Annotated in this window: 26 protein-coding genes; 11 read left to right on the top strand and 15 right to left on the bottom strand. The window is 58.0% G+C overall.

Features of this window, described 5'->3' with window-relative positions; all coding sequences use genetic code 11:
- Positions 1-108 precede the first annotated feature (108 nt).
- Entirely contained in the window at positions 109-381 is a 273-nt protein-coding gene (locus EV561_RS03635; protein WP_132517667.1) for a hypothetical protein, read from the bottom strand.
- 109 nt (positions 382-490) lie between these two features.
- The gene (locus tag EV561_RS03630) at positions 491-820 is read right to left on the bottom strand and encodes a DUF6572 domain-containing protein (RefSeq protein ID WP_132517665.1); all 330 of its coding nucleotides are present in this window, start codon (positions 818-820) and stop codon (positions 491-493) included.
- A gap of 211 nt (positions 821-1,031) precedes the next feature.
- Between EV561_RS03630 and EV561_RS03625 the strand changes: the two genes are divergently transcribed.
- On the top strand, positions 1,032-1,502 hold the full coding sequence (locus EV561_RS03625; protein WP_132517663.1) for a DUF4265 domain-containing protein: 471 nt from the start codon (positions 1,032-1,034) through the stop codon (positions 1,500-1,502).
- 91 nt (positions 1,503-1,593) lie between these two features.
- Here EV561_RS03625 and EV561_RS03620 read toward each other — a convergent pair whose 3' ends face one another.
- From EV561_RS03620 to EV561_RS03610, 3 genes are all read right to left on the bottom strand, one after another.
- On the bottom strand, positions 1,594-3,237 hold the full coding sequence (locus EV561_RS03620; RefSeq protein ID WP_245512587.1) for an adenylyl-sulfate kinase: 1,644 nt from the start codon (positions 3,235-3,237) through the stop codon (positions 1,594-1,596).
- A 332-nt stretch (positions 3,238-3,569) separates the two neighbouring features.
- Positions 3,570-4,022, bottom strand: a complete 453-nt coding sequence (locus EV561_RS03615; protein WP_132517659.1) for a hypothetical protein — start codon at positions 4,020-4,022, stop codon at positions 3,570-3,572.
- Between the two features lie 119 nt (positions 4,023-4,141).
- Positions 4,142-5,407, bottom strand: coding sequence for an adenylate/guanylate cyclase domain-containing protein (locus tag EV561_RS03610; protein ID WP_165927741.1), 1,266 nt, complete (start codon positions 5,405-5,407; stop codon positions 4,142-4,144).
- Positions 5,408-5,463: 56 nt separating this feature from the next.
- Here EV561_RS03610 and rpe point away from each other — a divergent pair, with 56 nt between their 5' ends.
- Both rpe and EV561_RS03600 read left to right on the top strand, forming a co-directional pair.
- Positions 5,464-6,369, top strand: a complete 906-nt coding sequence (gene rpe / locus EV561_RS03605) for a ribulose-phosphate 3-epimerase (protein ID WP_281024703.1) — start codon at positions 5,464-5,466, stop codon at positions 6,367-6,369.
- A gap of 81 nt (positions 6,370-6,450) precedes the next feature.
- Positions 6,451-6,846, top strand: coding sequence for a hypothetical protein (locus EV561_RS03600; RefSeq protein WP_132517655.1), 396 nt, complete (start codon positions 6,451-6,453; stop codon positions 6,844-6,846).
- A 109-nt stretch (positions 6,847-6,955) separates the two neighbouring features.
- Here the strand turns inward: EV561_RS03600 and EV561_RS03595 are convergent, their stop codons facing one another.
- The 3 genes from EV561_RS03595 to EV561_RS03585 all read right to left on the bottom strand — a co-directional run bounded on the left by EV561_RS03595 (position 6,956) and on the right by EV561_RS03585 (position 9,936).
- Positions 6,956-7,717: an isocitrate lyase/phosphoenolpyruvate mutase family protein gene (locus EV561_RS03595; RefSeq protein ID WP_132517653.1), complete on the bottom strand. Its 762-nt coding sequence runs from the start codon at positions 7,715-7,717 to the stop codon at positions 6,956-6,958.
- Between the two features lie 86 nt (positions 7,718-7,803).
- Positions 7,804-8,985 (bottom strand): MFS transporter, encoded by a 1,182-nt coding sequence (locus EV561_RS03590; RefSeq protein ID WP_132517651.1) that lies wholly within the window; start codon positions 8,983-8,985, stop codon positions 7,804-7,806.
- An 84-nt stretch (positions 8,986-9,069) separates the two neighbouring features.
- A complete protein-coding gene (locus EV561_RS03585) occupies positions 9,070-9,936 on the bottom strand; it encodes an SDR family oxidoreductase (RefSeq protein ID WP_132517649.1) in 867 nt (288 codons plus the stop codon).
- Between the two features lie 165 nt (positions 9,937-10,101).
- On the opposite strand from EV561_RS03585, the gene EV561_RS03580 reads away from it, so the two are divergent.
- From EV561_RS03580 to EV561_RS03565, 4 genes are all read left to right on the top strand, one after another.
- A complete protein-coding gene (locus tag EV561_RS03580) occupies positions 10,102-10,701 on the top strand; it encodes a TetR/AcrR family transcriptional regulator (protein ID WP_132517647.1) in 600 nt (199 codons plus the stop codon).
- Between the two features lie 282 nt (positions 10,702-10,983).
- Positions 10,984-12,567 (top strand): Na+/H+ antiporter, encoded by a 1,584-nt coding sequence (locus tag EV561_RS03575; protein ID WP_132517645.1) that lies wholly within the window; start codon positions 10,984-10,986, stop codon positions 12,565-12,567.
- Positions 12,568-12,710: 143 nt separating this feature from the next.
- On the top strand, positions 12,711-13,352 hold the full coding sequence (locus EV561_RS03570) for a hypothetical protein (protein ID WP_132517643.1): 642 nt from the start codon (positions 12,711-12,713) through the stop codon (positions 13,350-13,352).
- Positions 13,353-13,576: 224 nt separating this feature from the next.
- Positions 13,577-14,386 carry a transporter gene (locus EV561_RS03565; protein ID WP_245512576.1) on the top strand — a complete coding sequence of 270 codons (810 nt, stop codon included), beginning with the start codon at positions 13,577-13,579 and terminating at the stop codon, positions 14,384-14,386.
- 43 nt (positions 14,387-14,429) lie between these two features.
- Here EV561_RS03565 and EV561_RS03560 read toward each other — a convergent pair whose 3' ends face one another.
- From EV561_RS03560 to EV561_RS03545, 4 genes are all read right to left on the bottom strand, one after another.
- Complete coding sequence (locus EV561_RS03560) at positions 14,430-14,717, bottom strand: hypothetical protein (protein ID WP_132517641.1); 288 nt, start codon at positions 14,715-14,717, stop codon at positions 14,430-14,432.
- A 241-nt stretch (positions 14,718-14,958) separates the two neighbouring features.
- The gene (locus EV561_RS03555) at positions 14,959-15,663 is read right to left on the bottom strand and encodes a DUF2807 domain-containing protein (protein ID WP_132517639.1); all 705 of its coding nucleotides are present in this window, start codon (positions 15,661-15,663) and stop codon (positions 14,959-14,961) included.
- A gap of 31 nt (positions 15,664-15,694) precedes the next feature.
- Positions 15,695-16,267: a DUF1700 domain-containing protein gene (locus EV561_RS03550; RefSeq protein ID WP_132517637.1), complete on the bottom strand. Its 573-nt coding sequence runs from the start codon at positions 16,265-16,267 to the stop codon at positions 15,695-15,697.
- A complete protein-coding gene (locus EV561_RS03545) occupies positions 16,264-16,590 on the bottom strand; it encodes a PadR family transcriptional regulator (RefSeq protein WP_132517635.1) in 327 nt (108 codons plus the stop codon). Before EV561_RS03545 ends, EV561_RS03550 begins: the two co-directional genes overlap by 4 nt.
- A gap of 219 nt (positions 16,591-16,809) precedes the next feature.
- Between EV561_RS03545 and EV561_RS03540 the strand changes: the two genes are divergently transcribed.
- Both EV561_RS03540 and EV561_RS03535 read left to right on the top strand, forming a co-directional pair.
- On the top strand, positions 16,810-17,721 hold the full coding sequence (locus EV561_RS03540; RefSeq protein ID WP_245512575.1) for an alpha/beta fold hydrolase: 912 nt from the start codon (positions 16,810-16,812) through the stop codon (positions 17,719-17,721).
- Between the two features lie 99 nt (positions 17,722-17,820).
- Complete coding sequence (locus EV561_RS03535; protein WP_348633723.1) at positions 17,821-18,360, top strand: GNAT family protein; 540 nt, start codon at positions 17,821-17,823, stop codon at positions 18,358-18,360.
- A gap of 54 nt (positions 18,361-18,414) precedes the next feature.
- Here the strand turns inward: EV561_RS03535 and EV561_RS03530 are convergent, their stop codons facing one another.
- The gene (locus EV561_RS03530) at positions 18,415-19,035 is read right to left on the bottom strand and encodes a YdeI/OmpD-associated family protein (protein WP_132517629.1); all 621 of its coding nucleotides are present in this window, start codon (positions 19,033-19,035) and stop codon (positions 18,415-18,417) included.
- Between the two features lie 161 nt (positions 19,036-19,196).
- Positions 19,197-20,168 (bottom strand): DMT family transporter, encoded by a 972-nt coding sequence (locus EV561_RS03525; RefSeq protein WP_132517627.1) that lies wholly within the window; start codon positions 20,166-20,168, stop codon positions 19,197-19,199.
- A gap of 167 nt (positions 20,169-20,335) precedes the next feature.
- On the opposite strand from EV561_RS03525, the gene EV561_RS37050 reads away from it, so the two are divergent.
- Both EV561_RS37050 and EV561_RS03520 read left to right on the top strand, forming a co-directional pair.
- A complete protein-coding gene (locus EV561_RS37050; RefSeq protein WP_165927740.1) occupies positions 20,336-20,509 on the top strand; it encodes a hypothetical protein in 174 nt (57 codons plus the stop codon).
- Positions 20,509-20,754: a hypothetical protein gene (locus tag EV561_RS03520; protein ID WP_132517625.1), complete on the top strand. Its 246-nt coding sequence runs from the start codon at positions 20,509-20,511 to the stop codon at positions 20,752-20,754. Before EV561_RS37050 ends, EV561_RS03520 begins: the two co-directional genes overlap by 1 nt.
- Here the strand turns inward: EV561_RS03520 and EV561_RS38380 are convergent.
- Complete coding sequence (locus tag EV561_RS38380) at positions 20,741-20,869, bottom strand: hypothetical protein (RefSeq protein ID WP_281024702.1); 129 nt, start codon at positions 20,867-20,869, stop codon at positions 20,741-20,743. The two genes, EV561_RS03520 and EV561_RS38380, sit on opposite strands and share 14 nt — an antisense overlap.
- Positions 20,870-20,935: the final 66 nt, after the last annotated feature.

Genomic DNA, 20,935 nt, shown 5'->3' with positions numbered 1-20,935 from the left:
ATCAAGTCATCCATGCGAGAGAGTGAGTCAAGCGCTGCCATCGTCTGTATCTACCACCCCCCACCCTAGCCACAGGGGTGGCAGCAAAGCGCCAACAGCGGCCTCGCCTCACTCCTTCTCTTGAAGAACGGCCCTAAGCCTGTCGATTTCGGCAAGCAACCGAGGGATGTCTTGGCGAGCGCCCGCGATAAAATCCTGATCCGCAACGGTCGCACCGGATAAGTCGATGTCGCTGCCTCGGCTGCCTTCGGGACCGGTCATGATGAAACTTGATCCGCTGAAATGGTCACGGCCCTCGACGAACGATTTCCATGGGCCTCTCGATGCCAACTCGCTCCTCTTCCGAATGGCTTCCAGTTCGTCATCATAAACTTTGGACATGTTTGACCTCACAGGGTAGCTAAGCGACTTATCGATATCATGTCTGGTTCGGGCCGATAGCGGTCACTTCCTCCTAATAAATGGCACGGGTGGGAGTGATTTGGTTCGGCTAGTTTGGCTGGACTAATTCAAATCGCAATGTGTAACCAGCATCGGTAATGAAGCGATCGGCCAATCCGAGAAATTTCGCAGCTTCACCGCTAAGGGGATATTTTGCGACAAGATTTATAATGATGGGAAGGCCGCTAGATTCCGGCTTTGTTTTCAAAAGTTGACCAATCTCGATAAATTCCAAGTACGCGTTCAGCTTATCCTGAAGCAATTCGAGGTGATAGCCCTCGTTCTCAGTCCAGGGTAAGTGATCGCTGATTGTGAGCCAAATCTCCCCAGAGGATCCTTTACTTATAAAGTCGACTTGAGCAGTTTCTTCGATGGTCATTTGATCAACTCACTTTACTACCATCATCGCAGGGTGAGGATGGGACGGGTCGCATCCGATCATGGGGCGCGCCACCCCAGGTATGGCGGGCGCCGCTACTTACACTTTGCGAAGATGGCCTGTACCCTAATAGCGCGGGACGTTGACGATCGCGGAGGATAGTGGCTATTCGCGGCTCGACCAACTGATTTGGGGCGTTGGAGGCTTGCGTATGACTGGCGGTGAGGTAGTTCGCTTCAACTTAGAGCCGTCGGATTGGCATGGCTACTCTTTTGAATTGCTTGGTTGTCAGAAGCTTCAGGACGGCCTTTTCCGAATTAGCGCATGCCCCTTTTTTGTAGTTGGAATGTCTAAAGGTGACATCATTGAATGTTCTCTGGAACAGGGGCAAGCCGTTTTCAAACGATTAGTCAGAAAGTCCGGCAATTCAACCTTTCGGTTCATATTTCGAAGGATTCGCGACGAAGGAACAGACCTTCGAAAAGACGAACTTTTTCAGCTCCTTTCTGCCCTTCGGCCAATTGCCGAAATTAGTGACGATTTCCGAGAAACGTTCATTCTTTACTCTGTGTCGACGTCGCCAAACAATGTCCGAGAAGTTTACAACCAGCTTGTGAAATTCACCGACTGGGACGTGATAGACTATGAGGAGGCCGATTTTGGCGGGGAAGCAATTGATTAGCATTAGGGTCGTTTGAGGCTCAGCGTCCGTAATCGGCGCCCGAAAACGGTCACCCACACCCGAAGTATGGGTGGGGGTGACCAAAAGGCCTCTAGGCATTCGGTGAAACCGGAACTCCTTTTGGATCGCCATTCAACAAGACCGACTTCCGTATCTTGGTCGCTGAAATCGCGTGCAGTTCATCGTTCAAGTCGATCCGTTCCACGACATATCCGACGTCCCGCCCGTAGTAGATCCCGGTGATGTTCGGGATCTGGACGACTGTGAACCGGCCGAGATAATGGCGCAGGCCTTCCTCGATCCGGCTGCGGACATGTTCGAAGCCATAGGGGTTCTTTTCGTCCAGCTGGCCGGTATCGCGAACCGCTATGCAGGCCTGGCCCACACGGCGAATCCCTTCCTCGATCAATGCCTTGTGCCCGTCATGGAAGGGCTGGTAACGCCCGACGAACAAGGCCGTTGGGCGTTTCGGGTCGAAAACCGGCCGCAGCATTCCGCATATCTGCTCGGCCCAGTATTCCGGGCTGCCTTCGGCGGTGACGCGTATGTCGCTATGGTTAGGCGCGACGAACAGCTTGTTGGTGTCGGCAAATCGGCCTTCCCTGATCCTATCGACCCAAATGACGGCTGCATCTCCGAAGGCCTCGCGTGTTTCCGGTGTTGGGCACACGAAATCGGCGATGACGTAAGATCCTGAAGCGGCAATCTTGTCTGCGAGCCAGCCCATCCGACGGGCATGTTCGACACGGTCCGGTACCGAGAAGGAAAGGTCCTTGTTGATGTTCGCCCTTATCTCGTCGGCATTCAGATGAACCGCGCTCAACCGGGGAACCAGCGCCTTTGCGAGTGTCGTCTTGCCGGAACCAGGTAAGCCCATGATCAGGATTTTACGCATGATTTTCCTTTCGGAGGTTTCAGTCGACAAAGTTGGCAGAGTTTTGCGCGTGGTTGTCTCTAAGGTTTGGAAGCGATAACCGAAGTGATCTATTTCCTTCTCGCAGGCGCGTTCGACCAGCACACGCGTAGGCTCGTCATACAATTCGCGGTAGTCGTATTGAGTGGCCGCCTTGGCATGCGGAAGCTCTTGTACGGGCAGATCGAGCAGCCCGCACAGTTCCGCGAAGTCCCTCGGCAGCTGCTCGAACTTTCCAATGAAATCAACGGCGACCCGGTCATTGATCGTGTAGATGGGCCACGTGCTCACCAGCCGTTGCCACTTGCTCAAACGGCCTTCGCCTGCAATCAGCCGTGGAACGAATTGCGAGAAGGACATGTCCGGGTAACCTGGCCGGCCGGTGAGGTAGAAATAGAAGGACGCCATCCGTGCATAGGGATTTCGCACGAAGGAAAATTTGAGATTGCGATTCCAGGCCGCCTCATCGAAACGCCGCACCTCCTCAGCGAATGGATGGTCGGTGACTTGTCCGAAATGAGGCTCATAGAGCCTGTCCTGGAATGACAGAACGCTGCGTTGCCGGCGGGCATTTGCAACGACAATTGATCCTATCCTGTCCGGCCTACATCGAAAGGCATCCCATCGGGCCCGAAGGTTGAGTTTGATTGCCGCCTTTTCCCGTTCCCGCTGGGCACCCAGGAGAATGTCCCGCGGACCGAGAAATGGCGCCAGAGCGACATTTATCGAACTTCCCGCAGTCTTTGGACAATGCAGGAAGGTAAAGCTATGCCGATAGGAAATGATCACGGCGAAGAACCCCCATTCTCTCGCACACCACATCGGCAAGCAGACAGACGCCTGCATGCGATGCGGCTCGCCGACTAAGCACAGCCACGAACGATTGACCCGACCAATCGTTGGTGACGAATCAGGGCAAACAGTGCCCTGAATTTCGAACCTATACGAATATTAGAGGAATGTTAATTCCCGGATTCCGCGCACGAGGGCAATCTGGTTGTGCTACTAGGCAGCCGGCGTGGAATTCTTGCCTTGTGGGACGCCAGCATTGGACGTCCCGCGTGCGAATCTATCGCATCATCAAGCTAGGCCGGATCATTGTTTCTTGGATATGCGGGTGCGCTTTGCGATCGACGAAAGCGCACCCCATTCAATTACCGATTGGACCCGCGCGTTGAAATCCCGGTGCAATCGAGGGCTCCGCCACAGGAGTTGGGGCTATAGGGCCCGATCGGGTAATTTCTTGCCGGACCCGGATTGGATGGGCGATCAGGACGCGGGCCGCTTGGGCGTCCTGCGCCGGAGTTGCCGCCCTGTCCCGGCCGGTCGTTGTTCCCCCGCCAGTCGTTGTTTCCCCGGCGATAATCGTTCCCACGGCGATAGTCGTTCCGGTTATCCCAGTCGCGACCGGGGTAGCGGTCGTAGCGCCTGTAGCGGTATGGATTGTCATACCCGCCATAGTACCTGTCGTATCCGCCGTCGTAGCCGCCGATATATACGCCGCTGCCATAGGCATATCCGCCGTCGCCGTAGCTTGCACTGTCAACACAGCCCGCAAGCGAAAGGCCCGTGAGACCTATCGCTGCGACAAATTTTAGAATGCTCATAAAATCAATCTCCCCACCCACTCGTGGGTATATAGAGCCAGGCCACCGGCATATCCAGTGGGGAGAGACTAGGCTGCGTGCCGAGCTTCCCGTCGCATGCCGCACTGAAATGCGGTTTCTCAGTGCAGGGACCAGGCGACCGAGCTGCCAGCGAGCGTTCTCCTCAGATGCTCGTTTGCCTCCACACCCTCTGCATCCTTCGCATATTCAGGTTTCAGCCGGTCGAGGAAATACATTGTCATTTTGCCCTTGTTTTTCACATCGAGGGCGCCTCGCGGCGTGCAGTCGAAATAGGACTTTACGTGCTGGTAGGTGCTTTCGGAGATGTTCACCTGGTCTGCTTCATCCGTGCTCTCCATGCGCGCCGCGATATTCACCGTGTCGCCCCAGATGTCGTAGCTGAATTTCTTCCGACCGACGATGCCGGACATCACGCTGCCGGTGTTGAGGCCGATGCGAAGGTGCCAAGGCCGTTGCCCTGTCGCAGTCCAGCGCTCGTTCGAGGTCACGACGAGGCGCCGCATTTCGAGAGCGGCAAGGCAGCTGCGCACCGCATGGTCCTTGCGACCGAGCATCAGGCCGCCGGCGCACATATAGGAGTCTCCTATGGTCTTGAGCTTTTCCAGTCCATGCCGCGCGACGATGTTGTCGAATTCGGAAAAATACATGTCGAGGTCATCAAGCAACGCTCGGGGTGAGAGTTCGGCGGCAGACGTGGTGAAGCCGACGAAATCCGTGAAGAGGATCGTCGTGGACGGGTGGTGACGGGGTTCGACACGGCCATTTTCCGTCAGTTCAGCAGCTATCTTGGGCGGCAGGATGTTGAGGAGCAGGCTGTCCGAGCGCTGCTTTTCGGCGGCCAGCGCCTGCTGCGATCGCAAGACCTCGGCGAGCTTCAGGCGCAGTTCGAGCTGGGCGATGGTCTGCCGCGCGAGGCGTCGGATGCCTTCGGCAGCCTCGAAGCCAAGCTCGCGTGGTGCAAGGTCCATGATGCAGAGTGTTCCGAGCGCACGACCGCCTGAATCGATCAACGGCATGCCTGCATAGAAGCTGACGAAAGGTTCGGTCGCGATGAAAGGCAGCGCCTTGAAGCGGTCGTCGGCGTGGGTGTCAGGAACCACCAGCATGTCGCTGCGGCAGATCGCGTGAGCGCAGCAGACGCCGCCGCGAGGCAGTTCCTCGATGCCGGGTGGAACGCCGTGACGGGACTTGAGCCATATCTTCGTGTCGCCGACGATATTGACTATCGCGATCGGGACACCGGCAATCAGGGCGGCAAGGTCGGTGAGATCGTCGAATGCCGGTTCGGGACCGGTGCCGTATACCTCATAGACACGCACCGCGGCGAAGCGTTCACTCTCGTTATCAGGTACGGGAAAATCCATGCCGACGCCCTCCATTGCGCAGAGCCACGACGGCTCGCCCGTTCAGATCAGTCAGGTTGGATCAGATCGGGGGCGGCTCCGGTCTTGTCGATCATCGGTCCGGTGTCGTTTTCGGGACTTGCCCTGGCGAAGCAGCTCACGTCGCCCCTCCGGCATCTGCTGCTTGTCAAAATTTACTCTTGCCATCCCGCTTAATCAATGACGCTGGCGGTCATCCGGGAAAATCTACGGTTGTTGCGCCTCTTCTCGGAATTCGTATTGTTAACCTATTGGATTCGCTGCGTTGGATTGATGCTATGAAAATGCCCGCCCGTATCGCTCCCTCGATACTCGCCTGCAACCTTGCAAGATTGTCTGAAGAATGCCATGCGGCCCTCGAAGCCGGAGGTGATTTTATTCATTTCGATGTGATGGATAACGCTTTCGTTCCCAATCTCTCTTTCGGTGCGCCTCTCCTGAAATCGCTAAGAAGCGACGGTTTCTCCGGCTTCGTGGACGTGCATATCATGGCGAACGACGTTGACCGGCTCGTCGAAGATTGTGCCGAGGCGGGAGCAAACAGCATCACCATTCACTTCGAAGCAACAAGCCACGTCCAGCGAGCGCTTGTGAGAATACGGTCGCTCGGATGCGAAGTAGGTCTCGCGGTGAATATCTCGACGCCAGTCGAAGCCATCGAGTATGTGATGGACGATATCGATATGTTGCTGGTGATGACCATCAATCCTGGCTTCGGGGGACAGTCACTCATTCCCGCCGCGTTGCCGAAGATCGAAAAGGCAAGACAGCTTATCGACAATGCGGGCAGGGCGGCACGAATTCAGGTCGATGGCGGCGTCAAGGTTGGAAACATCCGTACAATTGCGGATGCCGGAGCCGACACATTCGTCGTCGGCAGCGATTTCTTTTCGGCGCCGGACTACAGGGAAAGATGCGCGGCGTTCCGGGCTCAACTCGCTTGAGGACTGGCTGGGAATGCGGCCGGCTTTGGCTGCTTGGGGCCTGAATACGACTTGGTTCAAATACGAGAGAAGAAGAGTGCAATGAAGCAGGTCGAATTACATCTGATTGGCGGCGGAGAGGATGAAGTCGCTCTTTTCAACCTTATCGATGAGTATCCAAATTGTCGCCTCCAATGCGAATACCGCGACCGCCGGTTAGAAGCGACGGCCTCCGACTTTTTCGAAGCACTTTGCGTCGTGCGAAATATGATGGCGACCGATGGCCTGATCCCATTCTGCTATGGAGCCAGCTTGAACGTCTACCCTTCCGGTATGGCCCGTGACATGGGAAGGGGCTTAAAGGCGTACAAGTTGAAGAAGGGTCACCGCGCAGAAGAGCTTGTTGAGATTTTTGCCGAGGCAGCGGACGTTATCCCGTCATCTGTCGAACGACAGCGCGAATTTTGGCAAGACTGGCTTGCAAGCCCAAAAAAGTGAAATGCGAAAGCTGTTGTCCGCTTTCGGCCCCGGAAGCAGTCATCGCCTCCGCTGAAGATCCATATGGGAGGGCGGTCCGGACTGCTGACCGCCTTCCCATTGTTTGTCGTCAGCTCGAATAGACCTGCTTGGCAGCGGCCCCCAGAGCCCCCATCGCTTCCACATACGGAATATTGCCGAAGCTGATCCGTGCAACGCCAAGAGCGGCCAGGCGGTCAGGGGTCGATACACCGTCCATGACCATGACGTTGACCGGCAGAACCGATCCCTTCACGACCCGTTCGATCAGCCTGTCGTCAACGAGGCCGGGGACAAAGACGCTCGATGCGCCGGCTTCAGCATAGGCTCTTGCCCGGTCGACCGCTTCGTCGACGAAATTTTCTGCATCCTTGAAATGCTCGAAAAACAAATCGGTCCGGGCGTTGATGAACAGCTCGACGCCTCTTCGGTCCGCCGCCTTGCGAATGGCTGCAATGCGCTTGGCCTGGCGTTCTCTGCTATAGAGTCCCGAACCCTTGACGATGCGATCTTCGAAATTGATGCCGACAATGCCGGTGTCCAGAAGCCGGGCGACATTCTCGGCCAGCGTGGCGTCGTCATCGCTATAGCCGCCTTCGAAATCCGCAGAAACCGGAATCTCGACCGCGGCAGCGACTCGACCGATCGTCTCCAGGGCAAGAGGAAGCGGAAGATCCTCGCCGTCGCGATATCCAAGGGCTGCCGCAACCGCCCAACTGCTGGTCGCGATCGCCGGCGCCCCGGCAGCAGCAATGGCTTTTGCGCTGCCCGCATCCCAGGCGTTGAAGAGTTGCAGTGGATTGCCTTTGACGTGCAAGGCTGAAAACTGGCGAGCCTTTTCATTCTGGGTCATGAGATTTTCCTTCTCTTGGTTTGCAGGCGACGACGCTGCCGTTGCCTGCTGTCAATTCCGTGAAGTCGTGGTGCGTCGCCGCATCATCAGGCTGATGCTGCGGATTCATCGGGGTGCCTGCGATTGGCCGCATCGATGCGAAGCGTCGCAAGCTCTGCCAGGACAAGCGCGACGATGACGAAGATAGCGCCGATGTAGCCGAGGTTGTGGGCGCCGACGGCCGGAATTGCCAGCGCGCCGACGACCCCCGCAGCGGTAACGCCGAGATAGGTGCCCGATGTATTCAGGCCGAGGACGACAGGGGCAGAATGCGCGGCGGCGGCGACAAGCCGATGCTGTTGCGGCGCCAGAAGACCCCAGGCAACAGCGCCCCAGACGGCAACCGCAATCGCACTCGTCCAGATATTGACGCTGGCGAGCGGCAGCAGGGCCATCGTCAGTGTCAGGGCGATCAGGCCTCCGAAGATGACCTTGCGGTTACCAATCGTATCGGAGAGGCGACCGGCGATCAGGTTGGCCACCATGCCGCTCGTTCCCCAGAGCACCAGCATTGCGCCGATCAGCAGGGAATTGTGATTGAGCACGCCGTCGAAGACGACGGTGAAGTAGGTGTAGCTGATGAAATGCCCTGTCTGGTAGACGAGACCGGTCAGCAGCGTCAGAGCGACTCGTGAATCGCGGATGGGCGCCACGCGCTGTGCAAGAGTGATCTTCGGCGGCAACGGAAGATGGGGCAGAAGCGCCCAGATGCCAAGCCCCGAAGCGGCAGCGAGGGCCGAGACGAACACCATGGTCAGCCGCCAATCGCCGAATCCGCCGATCATCGCGCCGATGGGCGTTCCGAGCGCGGTCGAGGCCGTCAGGCCGGTGATCACGACGGCGAGCGCAAAGCCGCGTTTTTCCGGTGCGACCATGGTTGCGGCAGCGCCGGTCGCCGTCGGCGCGAACATCGCGGCTCCGAGGCCTGCGAGAACGCGTGTTGCCAGGGCAATACCGAAGGTCGGGGCGATCGCGGTCGCAAGGTTCGCCACCACGAAGGTCGCAAGGCTGAGCAGCAGCAGCGTCTTGCGCGGAACATGCGCTGCAATCGCGGCAACCGTCGGCGCCAAGAGCGCATAGGTAACGGCATAGACCGTCGTGACCTGCCCGGCGACCCCGATCGGCACGTCAAAGCTCTGGGAGATCTCCGGCAATATGCCGGCCATCACGAAACTGTCCGTTCCCAGAGCGAACATTCCTAGGGCTAGTATCAGCAAGCGCTTATCCATCACGCTTTTCTCCATTGGACAAATACATCAGGCGTCGGCACGGAAGGACGGGTGCTCACGCCGCCGTCCTTCCGGGACCTGGGTTCATGCCACTTTCAATGTTTCGAGGGCTGCCATGCCGATGGCGTTGATCATGCCGCTCTGGATCGGGGCAACGGCGGCATTGATGGCGTCGGCGCCAAATCCATTGCCGACCACGACGCGCGCCGGACGCTGACCGGCAGGCGTCACTGTCAGCCTGGCAATTTCTTCGGCAACATCATGCGAGTTGGGGGCGTCCGGGCCGGAAAGCAGGCCGGAAATATAAGTGTTGAATGCCTTCGACACGTCGGCGACCGCGCCATATTCATGCTCGCGACTCACATCGCTGGCGCCGATCTCTTCATAGAGACTGGTCGGATATGCGCTCGGCTGAACCAGCACGACATCGATGCCGAGTTGCGAGAGTTCATAGCGATAGCTATCCGTCATCGCTTCGACCGCAAATTTGGTCGCGCCATAGAGGCCGAGGAAAGGAATGGTCACGCGGCCGAGGATCGAGCCGATGTTGATGACGAGGCCCGAGCCGTTCTTGCGAAGTTGCGGAAGAGTCGCGCGGAGCACGCGCTGGATACCCAGGACGTTGACGTCGAACATCTGGCGGGTCTGCTCGGTGGTGACAGCCTCCGAAACGCCCTGAACCATCCGGCCCGCATTGTTGACCAGCACGTCGAGCTTGCCGTCCGTCCGTTCGAAGAGGCTCTTGAACGCGGCATCGACGCTTGCGTCGTCGGTGACGTCAAGCTCGATCAGTTCGATGCCCTTCGCCTGCAACTCGCGGGCGACTTCTGCATGTTTGCCATTGATGCCGCGCATCGTGCCGAAGACGCGATGGCCGGCGGCCTTGAGGGTTAGCGCGGTGTCCTTGCCGAAGCCGCTCGAAGTGCCGGTGATGAGAACGATTTTAGACATGGTGATCTTCTTCTCAGGTGGGCCGGGCGACGCCGGCAGGGGTTGTCGGATTCGTTTTGATTTATTCAGTGAACGATGAATAATTCCTAGCGACATTGATTTTGGTCGTCAACTCATTTATTCATCGATCACTGAATATTTTTTGGGAACACGCAGGAGAGCTGGATGCCGAGAGGTCGCCCAAGACAATTCGATCGCGATAAGGCGCTGCAGGACGCCATGATGGTGTTCTGGGCAAACGGCTATCATGCGACGTCGATGCCGGAACTTTGCGAAGCCATGGGGATCGACGTGAAGAGCCTCTATGCCGCTTTCGGCAACAAGGAGAAACTCTTCGTGGAATCCGTCGGACTTTACATGAAGGCAACCCAGGACCTGCTTTGGGCGCATCTCGACAAAGGCGATCCGGCCCGCGTGGGGCTGAGGAACATGTTTGAAGCCCTCGTCGCCATTATGACGGACAGTGCATCGCATCCGGTCGGCTGCTGGACGACGCTGGCTTTGGTGGACGAGGACATGCCGAGCCTTGTCGTCGGCGCCATCAGAAAAGCAAGGCGCGATTGGCTCGACGTTATCGGCGCCTGTCTGACCGCGGCCAGGGATAGGGGTGAACTGCCTGCTTCGGCAAAGATTGCCAGCCTCACGCGCTTCTATGTCGCCATCGTTCAGGGTATCGGCATCCAGGCCCATGACGGGGCAACGAAAGCCGAGCTGGATGATCTCGCGGAAACGGCAATGTCAGCGTGGCCGACGCAGACGCACTAGTGCTGGCAGAGCTATCCGGCCAATAATCGCTGAAGGCGTAGTGCCGCCTCGCCAAGTTTGCGCCATTTGCGGTCGTGCTCAACCGCCACGACAACGGATAATCAAGACCGACTATTCGGTTGGTAACTCGAGCGACGCCGGCTCGAGGCGGCATTTTCCGCTGGCTCCGGTCCAATAGCGTCGTTGGGCAATTGCGTTTCGATCAAACGCACTTTGTAATAAGACCGATCACAACATGTAATAAAGCCGAGTATAACAGACCTCCTATCAGGGCAGAGGCGCATGGACCCAACACACTTGTTCGAGCTGGTTATCGGGATGTTTGTGGCGATCATCGCCCTGCATTATGCCGCCCATAGATTGGGTCTGCCGCCAGCCGTGGCGCTGCTCGCAGGCGGCGGGTTGCTTGCCTTCCTGCCGGGTCTGCCCACCATTACAGTCGACCCCGATCTGGTCCTCGTCATGTTCCTGCCGCCGCTGCTCATGGACGGAGCCTGGTCCATCGCGCTGCGACCACTGCGCCGCCATTTGATCGGCATTGCCTCGCTTGCCATCGGCGCGGTGTTCTTCACTTGCGCTGCCGTCGCCGTGGTGACTCATCTCCTGTTTCCATCGCTGCCCTGGGCGGCGTGTGCAGCACTCGGCGCGATCGTTTCGCCGCCCGACGCAGTTTCCGCCCGCGCCGTCCTGGAACGGGTAAAATTGCCCCGGCGCCTGCAGATCCTGCTCGAAGGGGAAAGCCTGCTCAACGATGCCAGCGGCCTGGTGCTCTTCCGTTTTGCCGTCGCCGCCGCTGTCACCGGTGCTTTCAGCGCCGCGGATGCGGCAGGAAGCTTTTTGGTCTTGGCGGTGGGCGGCGCTCTTGTCGGCATCGTGGTCGGGACGGTCTGGGTCCTGTTCGTCCGTCGTCTCGGCGACGAATATCTGATGATCGCCGCCTCGACCCTGTTGTGCTGGACCGCTTATCTGCTCGGCGAGCAGCTCCATGTTTCCGCCGTCATCGCGACTGTCACGACCGGCCTGATCATGAGCTGGCACCAGCACACGGTCTTCACTGCCTCTACGCGCATGCGCGGCACGTCGTTCTGGGACGTGATCGTTTTTCTGATGGAAGCCGCGGTCTTCATATTGATCGGCCTGTCGCTGCGCGGCGTCGTCGAGCGTGGAGGCGGCTTTGATGTCGTGGCCGCCACGATGGGATTGCCGATACTGGCGATCCTGATTGCGCTTACCCTCGCGCGCTTCGCCTGGGTCTTCGGATCCGACCTCGTGATCAAACTTTGCAATGGTCTGGGGCTTCGCCGATACAAGCCGCTCGGCGCCCGCGGCGTAACCGTCATAAGCTGGGCAGGCGTTCGCGGCGTGGTCACACTGGCCCTGGCGCTGAGCGTGCCCGAAGGCTTTCCCGGCCGCGACTTCATCCTGGTAACGTCGTTTGCGGTCATTGTCGGAACGGTGCTCGTCCAGGGGATGACGCTGGGGCGCGTGATCACCTGGGCAAGGCTGACCGAAGCGGATACGGAAAAGGCGCGCCTCACGATGAGCCAGGCCGAAGCCGCCATGGCCCAGGCGCAATTCGCGACCGTCCAAAATCTTGCCTATGATGGGGAGGGAAAGCTCATCCATCCCCAATTGCTGGAGCGATATCAGCGCCGGGCGGTTGCGATCGTCGATTATGCCGCGCGCACCGAACAATACTCGCCCGTACTCCACGCCCATTTCGACGTCGTCCTCGAAGCGGTCGCGACCGGGCGCCGCGAACTTCTGCGGCTCCATCGCGCCGGCGATATAGATGACGAGACGCTGCACGAACTGGAACGGGATCTGGATCTCGAGGAACTGAGTGCTATCTCGGCCAAGGCGTGAGAGCGAAGGCGGCTTGACGCCAGAAGCTATGGCGTCAGGATTCTCGGATAGCAAACTATTGTCTTCGCGGCACGTGGACTGCCGCACCCATTTGACATCGCACCATCATCGTCTTTATTCTCGCATTGGTTGAGGAGATGAGAATGAATACGAGATGCGTTCCAAAGTGGATTTCGTCCGCGATTACAGTTGTGATTTCATCCTTTGCGTTGTTCTCCGCCTGTATAGGCGCAAATGCCGAAGAAGCTGTACTTTCGGCGCCTGTCGACAGGCGACCAGCGCCGCTCGATGATGCCTGCGCTGAAGTCAATGCAGCATTTGAGCGAACCGTCGGCACCTCACGTTTCAGCTATAGGATCAAAGCTGTGAACGACGGGAAGCTCAACCCCATCAGCGAGGAGGCGAGAGTTGTCGACAACGCTTTGTATCTGAAGCGAAGCGGCGGCGAGTGGAGCCGTCACGATCTACGGATGCAACTGCCTATAACACCTCAAGGTGCCATGTTTCATATCTGCGTTCGACATTCGGCGACAGTGAAGGAAATTCACTACTCAGCGTGGATGACCGAGGAGGGGCCAATGGTTCCGATCGATATATGGGTTTCCGCCGCAACAGGTAAATTTGTTCGTACTGTCAGAAACTATAGTCCGACCGGGCAGATGTATCACGCTCGCACAGTCGAGCAAAAATTCAATTATAGACAGTCAAAAGCGGCCATGCCCAAGCGCTACATGCCAGACGTTACTTTATCAGATATATGGGAAGCTGATGCCGATTTGCGTTGAAATGATGCAAAGCCTAAAGCATAGCTTTCGATCTGCCGGTTGAGACTGATGTCAGACTGGGTCCAATGGCGCTCATGTCAGCGTCGATGAGAAGGGCCATTTTGCGGCATGTGTTGCCGCCATGCACTTGCGTCAACATTAGCGACATCTTAATCATTGTGCAGAACGCAACCGGAGGCAGCGTGGCCCCGCCGGGTTCGCCACAATGACACTCGGATAGGAGCATGGCTGTGGTTTCAGGTTCTCTCAAGCTGTTGAGATACGCCGCCCTTCTGACATCGATTGCCGCTTCGGCACATGCCCAATCCAGCGAGGAGCTCGCGAAGAAACTCTCAAACCCGATTGCCTCGCTGATCAGCGTCCCATTCCAGTTCAACTATGACCAAGGGTACGGACCCAGCGACGGCAACCACGCCACGATGAATATCCAGCCGGTGATTCCGTTTTCGCTCAACGAAGACTGGAACCTGATTTCCCGAACGATCCTGCCTGTGACCTGGCAAAACGATATCGCTGGACCGTCAGGGGAACAGTTCGGCTTCGGCGACACGCTGCAGAGCTTCTTCCTTTCGCCCGCCAAACCAACTGAGAGTGGTATCATTTGGGGCGTTGGCCCAGCGTTCCTGCTTCCCACAGGGACCGACGAGCTTCTCGGAAGCGGAAAATGGGGCGCGGGTCCAACCGGAGTGGCGCTCAAGCAGGAAGGACCATGGACCCTAGGGATACTGGCGAACCATGTGTGGTCGTTTGCCGGGCAGAGTGCCAGGGCCGACGTCAGCTCGACATTCCTGCAACCCTTCATCTCCTACACGACGCCGGAGGCGTGGACTTTCTCGTTGAACACGGAAAGCACCTACGATTGGGAAAACGATGAGTGGTCGGTCCCGATCAACTTTCAGGTCTCGAAGGTCGTGAAGTTTGGCGAACAGCCTGTGAGCTTTGGCTTAGGCGCGCGTTACTGGGCGGATTCGCCTGAAAACGGCCCGGACGGCTGGGGCGTTCGGGCTGTCGTAACTTTCTTGTTCCCTAAATAAGGAATGCCGGCCATTCGCCGAAGAAAACGAGATAGGTCGGAATCTACTTGTTCTGCAACAGCCAGATCTTCCCGGCCATCGTTATACCGTAGACGTCCTTTGCAGCGTCGTCATCCAGGTGGCGCCGGTCTAGAAGGCCAGTCTCCGTCAGTTGGCTTAATGTGGCGTCGCTCACAGATTTTATCTTTTGCGGGCGTTCTTTCCAGCGGTCGGTTTTCGCGAAGGTCACAGTCGCGTTCTCGTGGGTCCATTTCTTCGGCGACTGCGGATATAGGTCCCCTTGCTGGGCGAGTTTCAGTCCAGCGATCTGCGATGGGGTCAGTTCAATCATGCTTGCGAAAATCTCCGTCTTTGTTTCAAGCTGCGCACTTAGCACGGAAATGCCGAAAGTCTTAGAAAAGAGTCGATTCTTTGTTGAGGTGAGCGAAGGCTGGATTGCGACCGTTTGCGATCATTGAGGCTATCGCACCTCGCACAGATAGAATTAAGTTGCCCAGGCTTTCACAAGGTTTGGAACCTGGTTCAGGGTGCGCGGCTGTTGACCCGCCGAGCCGGATTGCCGTCCTTGTGGTTCACGGTACCTGCACAATGCGACCGTTACCCTTGATTTCCGCGCGTCGCATCGCCGGATGCCCCGATAACTCGACATTGCCGCTGCCGGAAATCGAAACATCCGCATCTGCTTGTGCGGTTACCTTTGCATCGCCGCTCCCACGGATTTTCACAGTTGCCGACTTTGCGGTCAGGCCTTCGAACCGGGCGTCGCCCGAGCCGGAAATGCTGAGATTGACTGCGTCTGCAATTCCGCTCGCGGTGGAATTCCCGCTGCCCTTGATGTTCACCTGCAGCTCCGGCTGATTGATCTGCGACAGGGTCAGGTCGCCGTTGCCGAGCAAGTCCCATCTGGCGATTGCTGGTCCCGACAACTTGACATCGAGCTGCGGCGAGGACCAGCCGGGCTCGCAATCGAGGCCAAGTCGGCCGGATTCAATGCGCAGGTGACTGAGCAGCACTGAATCTCCACTGATGATGGCCTCTGCCTTTTCGCCTGGCTGATAGTGGATGGAGCCGGGCAGGGCGATCACCAGCCTGTCTCCCGCAACAAAAGGCAGCGCGACCTGCTGCTGGGTGCCGCTTGTGGGTCCGCATGTCGAGCTTCCGCTCCATAAATATGCTGCGCTGGCCCAGCCGGACCCGGAAAGAATGGTTCCGAGTGTTAGAAAGGCGGCGGCACCAAACAGGCCACCCGTTGCGATGAATGCCATTGTCCGTCCCATGTCTCGTTCCTTCGATGACCTGCTAAAAATGTCAGTTGCCGTGTCGATCCGGTTCGACCAGCCGGAAATGCAGTCGTGCGTAGTGACCAAGTGCGCGGATACCAGCTCCCAACCCCATCAGAAGTAAAGCGCCGCCTCCGACGAAGCCGCTCACAAGTCCAGCGCCGATGCACAGGCGCGCCAGCAGAGCGGTCAATGTGTCACCTTGGGAGGAGAGCAAAGCCGTGACGATGACCTTCAATCCCGCTGCGCCGATCGCCACGAGTCCAACTGCAAGCCCAGCTGCCAGCAGTATGGCCAGCATCAGCAGCGGCAGCAGGAAGAGGATATCGACGATCGCCAGTGCCGCCAGTGCGATGGCCGCAGCGATGAGGTTCGACAGGCTCCAGTGTGTTTCGAGACGTTTCAGTCCAATGTCTGCCCGCAGTTCCCGCGCGATCCTTGCGGGATCGCCGAGCGCTGAGACCACCTCCGCCTCACTGCGTCCCCGCATCGCGGACTCGGCAAAATGGTCCGAATAGTCAGCTATGATTTCTTCGATCTCTTCGGTTGGAAGGCCGCCAAGCCCACGCCGCAGCGTGTTCAGAAAGACATCCTTGGTCATGATAAATCCTCAAGAAGTTTATCGACCGCGGCCGCAAAGGAGCGCCAGTCGCTGCGGTGCGCTTCGAAAACGGTCTGGCCGAGCGGCGTGAGCCGATAATATTTTCGCGGCGGCCCGCTGCTGGATTCGACAAGGCGGGTGGCCACAAGGCCATCATTCTGCATGCGGCGCATCAGGGGATAGATCGTCCCTTCGCCCATGCCGACAGCCGCGACCAAGGTGCTGGCGATCTCATAGCCATAGCTCTCTCCCCGTGACAGCACGGCTAGGACGCACAGATCGAGTGCGCCTTTTCTCAGTTGAACTTGAATAGAGTCGGCCATGTCATTTCCCGTATTTACAGACTGTTTATAGCACGCTACCTGTTATTGCAAGGTAGTGAAGCAGGGGTGCTGAATTTTTCATTTTCAACCCGGGCCGCGCGGCAAAAGGCCGAGTTGCCGGACAATTTCTCTCACGTCGGAACAATCGCCATGACACGCATATGCTTGGCTCTCGCGGTCGCTTTTTATCTCGCTCTATCGCCTGCGCAGGCGGCAGGCATGAAATATCTTCATATCCCCGGCGGACAGGATGATCCGCCAATCGATGCTGTAATGTGGTCGCCGTGTGCCAGAGCGCCGGAACACGTGCAAATCAGAGCGCTCACAATTCCGGCAGTCCCGGATTGCCCGATTGCCGGAGAAAGCCTGCCGCTCGTGATCATCTCGCATGGCTATGGCGGCTGGTACCTTGGCCATCACGACACGGCCGAGGCCTTGGCCGATTCCGGCTTCGTCGTGGTCGCTATCAATCATCCCTACGCAAATTACGCCGACATGAGCCGGGCGAATGGTTTGAGCGTGCTGATCGCGCGACCCGCCGATATCAAGCGAACCATTGATTTCATGCTCACCGACTTCCGGGATTCCGCCAGGATCGACCCGCAAAGGATCGGTTTCTATGGCTTCTCTCAGGGCGGCTACACGGGTCTTGTTCTTGCCGGCGCAAATCCGGATTTCAGCAAATTGCCGTCACGTTGCGCCGATCCGAAAGCAGTCGGTTGTCCGCAGACCAGTCAAGCCCGCCCTCCGCGGCCATCGCCGATACTCCAGACGTTGACGCATGATCACCGCATCAGGGCGATGGTGGTCGCGGAGCCTCTCAGTATTGTCTTTCAGACGACAGACAGTGTGAAAGATGTCACAGTTCCGCTTCAAGTCTGGGGATCGGAGCTTGGCGGCGGCGGCGGGGCATCACCGGAAGATGTTGCGACGCTTATCCATGTACTCCCGAAAAAGCCTGACTTCAGGATTGTGCCCAAGGCCGTCCATATGTCGTTTCTGACGATGTGCCCAAAGATCGATACGTCTTCGCAAGCGTGCATCGACGCGCCCGGCTTTGACCGGGCGGCTTTCCACAGGACGTTCAATGCCGAAGTGGTTGCATTTTTTCAGCGAAATCTTGGAGAGTGAACGTCGTTGACGCGAGCGACTTAAATCTGCGCGCCAAGTGGTCATTGCCCCATAACGAGTTTCGCATAAATTGGTGCAACTGATCGGCTTTGATATTGGATGATATCCATGGTTTGTCTGGAAGGTGCTGGGGTGCGATTAAGGCCCGCTTCGCCTGATGATGCCAAGGCTCGGTTTTCGTTGGGAACGGATGTCGACATTGCGAAAATGTTCGGAGTGAGCGGGTCGGATGTAAAACCAGTGACGAGAGATGCGGCGGAAGAATGGGCGCAGGGCCAGGCGAAAAATCCTTACGCCTGGATGATCGATGTCGAAGAGCGCCTGATCGGAGAAATCAAACTTCACAGCCTTAATTTCCAGGATCGGCGGGCATCAATGGCGATTGCCATTTATCACCCGGCGTTCCTTGGAAAGGGACTGGGGAGCGAGGCGATCCGGCTGCTTTTGCGGCATGCCTTCACCGAGCTGGAACTCCATCGCATCGGAATAAGGGTGCTTGCCTATAATGAACGCGCAATCCGAGCCTATCAGAAATGCGGTTTCGTGGTGGAGGGACGGGAGCGGGAAACCGCCTTTGTAGACGGCAAATGGCATGACGACCTTATGATGGGCCTGCTTTCAACCGAATTTCTGGCGTAGGCTCTCATCGAGAGCGTTGGCTTTGCGCCGCTCCCAGCCGCTCCTGAACCCGCTTCACCGCTCCGTTGCACCCTTTCCCGCGAGAATATGATCGCGGAATTTCGCAATGCGTGACGTGCGCGTTTCTGACTTCTTCACCCCGTTGAGATTGATCACATAGCTTTTCTGCCGCCCGGGCGTCAGATCGTGAAAGGCCTCTGCAAGTTCGGGATCGGAATCCAGGGCCTCGACCAGCTCGTCGGGCAATTCGATTTCGCTTGTCTCCTTTGGCGGCTTGATGCCAGCCTCCGCATATCCCATCGCTTCCTTCAGGTAAGCGAGGATGACGGGCTCCATGTCAGCCACCTGTGCATTATCGACAAAGCGGATCATGTCGGGATGCCGGGTGTTCGGCCCCTGTTTTTCGAGCACGCCCTCAGGGTCCTTCAGCAGGGCGGCGTTGACGAAACTCGCACGGAAATCGCCGCGAAAGGCGCCGAGGACGACGATATTGCGGCCGCTGTGCATGTAGCACGGATGCGCCCATTTCACCGTCTCGATGAGGCCTGCCGCGAGGCAAATCCGGCGAAGTTCGTTGAGACCGTCGATCCATTGCCGCGTCGAACAGTCCGGCGTTGCAAAGCGCTCGCAGCGTCCGCATCCCTTCGTGAAGAAGTCCTCGATGTCAGTGATCATCTCTCTCGCCCAGGTTTCGCTTCGTGGCACCGGCCATTTCAAGCATATCGAACCAGTGCGTCAACCCGAGGCGGACAGCGGCCGGAATGTCCATGAATGGTATCGGGAAAGTGGCAGGGAGCATTTCCTGAGTCGGAGGAGCCCGGCCACCGCACTCGCCCTCAGGCCTTGGCCGCCTCCGCCTTGGTCTTCGGCTTCAGCAGGATGACGAGAAGCAGGCCGGCGATGATGAGCACGGCACCTTCGAGATGATAGCGGTGCAGCTGTTCGCCGAGGATCAGATAGGCGAGTATCGCAATGAAGATCGTCTGGATATAGAGGAGCATGCCGGCCCGGCCGGCGCCCAGCGCCTCGATGCTGCGATTGAAGAGATAATACATGATCGCGCCGCCGGGAATGGCGACATAGGCAAGCGCGATCAGCCCGCTGCCGTTGAGCGTCGACCGTTCGTCGGAGAAAAGCTCGAAGAGGTAGAAGGGTAATGCCGTCACCACAGCCGCACCGAGCAGCAGCACCAGCAGCGCCAGGCGGTTTATGTCGAATTTTGCCCGACGGAGCAGGACGGTATAGAGGCTGAAGCAGAAGGCGCCGGCGACGATCCAGAGTTCACCGGGGTTAAGGTCGAGGCGCATCAGCGCAGCCGGGCTGCCTTTTATGATGATGACCACGATCCCGAGAAAGGCCAGGATCGAACCGATCACCTGCCAGCGTCCCATCGGCTCGGCCAGAAGAAATCGGGCAAGGACGAGGGTGATGATCGGGATCAGCGCGATGATGATGCCGGCGGTGGTCGCATCGGCATGTTGCAGGCCGACAAAGATCATGCCCTGGCAGATCGCCAGTCCCATGCCGCCGACGATGAGCAGTTCGATGGGGCGAGCCCGCACCAGCGCGACCATGTCGCCGAAATGGTGGCGCACGATCGGCATCAGGATCGCCCAGGCGATCAGCACGCGCCAGAAACAGAGCGTCCAGGGCGGCATCTCGGAAGAGACCCATTTCGCGGCAATATAGACGCCGGCCGATAGCAGCCAGCAGAGAATGCCCACGGAATAGGCCGCTGCAAGCGAATTGCCCGCCGCCTGTTCCGTCCCGACAGTGTCGCGATGGACTGCCAAGACATTGATTGCCATGCCACCCTTATGCCACATTTCCGCCGGCCTGCACAGACGAAGACGACGGCACTTCGCCTATTTCGAGCGCAGACCGGTCGCCCCGCGTCCCATCAGTGGCATTCTCGAATCTTCCTTGACTCCTTGCTAATTGAATGAGAACATAAAGTGAACAAATGGAGGCGTCCATGAACAAGTCGAAGGAAGTGATCGAGCGGAGCATGGCCCTGGTGGCGGCGCTGAGGGCGCAGCGGGAGCGTGATTTGCAGCGCCGCGCCGAGTGGCAGAAGCGTATCGAGCTCAGCCGGCCGATACCTTACGCCAAGAATGGCGTGCAGCTGTCCCTGAGGCTCGACAGTTGATGCAACCCGGAAAGGCAATTGATGTGGATTGGGAGGTCGAGGCGGTGCTGGCCTGGCACGACGAAGACCCCAAGGCTGCGATTGCAACCCTGCTCGAGGACATTCGTCATCTACGGGAGCAGCTGGCCCTGGCCGATCGAGCATTGAGCCGCGGCATGGTGCGGGGATGGCGGCCGCAACCATCCCGCCGCCACCACGAGCTGAAGCCGCTTCCACATAGCAAGACCGAGCTTACTTCTTCTTGATCGTGCTTTCGCTGTTTTTTACCTGCATGCCCGGGGCCGAGGATGGTTTCTCGCCTGCTTTGTCTTTCTTCGGTTTCCGGGCTTCTTTATTGCTTCTAACTTGACCTTTGGCCATTCCCGTTACTCCTGTTGCTGGAACAGCATAACCCGCTTATCGTCCACAGAAATCAAGCGGATTATT

Origin of the sequence: Rhizobium sp. BK376 (assembly GCF_004341625.1) — a bacterium.
In the GTDB taxonomy this organism is placed as follows: Bacteria; Pseudomonadota; Alphaproteobacteria; order Rhizobiales; family Rhizobiaceae; genus Rhizobium.
This window is presented reverse-complemented; position numbering and strand designations above follow the sequence as displayed.

What these genes read in the sequence shown, in the direction of transcription:
- EV561_RS03635 (WP_132517667.1), bottom strand. Translation starts at nt 381, where the DNA reads ATGTCCAAAGTTTATGATGACGAACTGGAAGCCATTCGGAAGAGGAGC.
- EV561_RS03630 (WP_132517665.1), bottom strand. Translation starts at nt 820, where the DNA reads ATGACCATCGAAGAAACTGCTCAAGTCGACTTTATAAGTAAAGGATCC.
- EV561_RS03625 (WP_132517663.1), top strand. Translation starts at nt 1,032, where the DNA reads ATGACTGGCGGTGAGGTAGTTCGCTTCAACTTAGAGCCGTCGGATTGG.
- EV561_RS03620 (WP_245512587.1), bottom strand. Translation starts at nt 3,237, where the DNA reads ATGTGGTGTGCGAGAGAATGGGGGTTCTTCGCCGTGATCATTTCCTAT.
- EV561_RS03615 (WP_132517659.1), bottom strand. Translation starts at nt 4,022, where the DNA reads ATGAGCATTCTAAAATTTGTCGCAGCGATAGGTCTCACGGGCCTTTCG.
- EV561_RS03610 (WP_165927741.1), bottom strand. Translation starts at nt 5,407, where the DNA reads ATGGATTTTCCCGTACCTGATAACGAGAGTGAACGCTTCGCCGCGGTG.
- EV561_RS03600 (WP_132517655.1), top strand. Translation starts at nt 6,451, where the DNA reads ATGAAGCAGGTCGAATTACATCTGATTGGCGGCGGAGAGGATGAAGTC.
- EV561_RS03595 (WP_132517653.1), bottom strand. Translation starts at nt 7,717, where the DNA reads ATGACCCAGAATGAAAAGGCTCGCCAGTTTTCAGCCTTGCACGTCAAA.
- EV561_RS03590 (WP_132517651.1), bottom strand. Translation starts at nt 8,985, where the DNA reads ATGGATAAGCGCTTGCTGATACTAGCCCTAGGAATGTTCGCTCTGGGA.
- EV561_RS03585 (WP_132517649.1), bottom strand. Translation starts at nt 9,936, where the DNA reads ATGTCTAAAATCGTTCTCATCACCGGCACTTCGAGCGGCTTCGGCAAG.
- EV561_RS03580 (WP_132517647.1), top strand. Translation starts at nt 10,102, where the DNA reads ATGCCGAGAGGTCGCCCAAGACAATTCGATCGCGATAAGGCGCTGCAG.
- EV561_RS03575 (WP_132517645.1), top strand. Translation starts at nt 10,984, where the DNA reads ATGGACCCAACACACTTGTTCGAGCTGGTTATCGGGATGTTTGTGGCG.
- EV561_RS03570 (WP_132517643.1), top strand. Translation starts at nt 12,711, where the DNA reads ATGAATACGAGATGCGTTCCAAAGTGGATTTCGTCCGCGATTACAGTT.
- EV561_RS03565 (WP_245512576.1), top strand. Translation starts at nt 13,577, where the DNA reads ATGGCTGTGGTTTCAGGTTCTCTCAAGCTGTTGAGATACGCCGCCCTT.
- EV561_RS03560 (WP_132517641.1), bottom strand. Translation starts at nt 14,717, where the DNA reads ATGATTGAACTGACCCCATCGCAGATCGCTGGACTGAAACTCGCCCAG.
- EV561_RS03555 (WP_132517639.1), bottom strand. Translation starts at nt 15,663, where the DNA reads ATGGGACGGACAATGGCATTCATCGCAACGGGTGGCCTGTTTGGTGCC.
- EV561_RS03550 (WP_132517637.1), bottom strand. Translation starts at nt 16,267, where the DNA reads ATGACCAAGGATGTCTTTCTGAACACGCTGCGGCGTGGGCTTGGCGGC.
- EV561_RS03545 (WP_132517635.1), bottom strand. Translation starts at nt 16,590, where the DNA reads ATGGCCGACTCTATTCAAGTTCAACTGAGAAAAGGCGCACTCGATCTG.
- EV561_RS03540 (WP_245512575.1), top strand. Translation starts at nt 16,810, where the DNA reads ATGAAATATCTTCATATCCCCGGCGGACAGGATGATCCGCCAATCGAT.
- EV561_RS03535 (WP_348633723.1), top strand. Translation starts at nt 17,821, where the DNA reads ATGATATCCATGGTTTGTCTGGAAGGTGCTGGGGTGCGATTAAGGCCC.
- EV561_RS03530 (WP_132517629.1), bottom strand. Translation starts at nt 19,035, where the DNA reads ATGATCACTGACATCGAGGACTTCTTCACGAAGGGATGCGGACGCTGC.
- EV561_RS03525 (WP_132517627.1), bottom strand. Translation starts at nt 20,168, where the DNA reads ATGGCAATCAATGTCTTGGCAGTCCATCGCGACACTGTCGGGACGGAA.
- EV561_RS37050 (WP_165927740.1), top strand. Translation starts at nt 20,336, where the DNA reads ATGAACAAGTCGAAGGAAGTGATCGAGCGGAGCATGGCCCTGGTGGCG.
- EV561_RS03520 (WP_132517625.1), top strand. Translation starts at nt 20,509, where the DNA reads ATGCAACCCGGAAAGGCAATTGATGTGGATTGGGAGGTCGAGGCGGTG.
- EV561_RS38380 (WP_281024702.1), bottom strand. Translation starts at nt 20,869, where the DNA reads ATGGCCAAAGGTCAAGTTAGAAGCAATAAAGAAGCCCGGAAACCGAAG.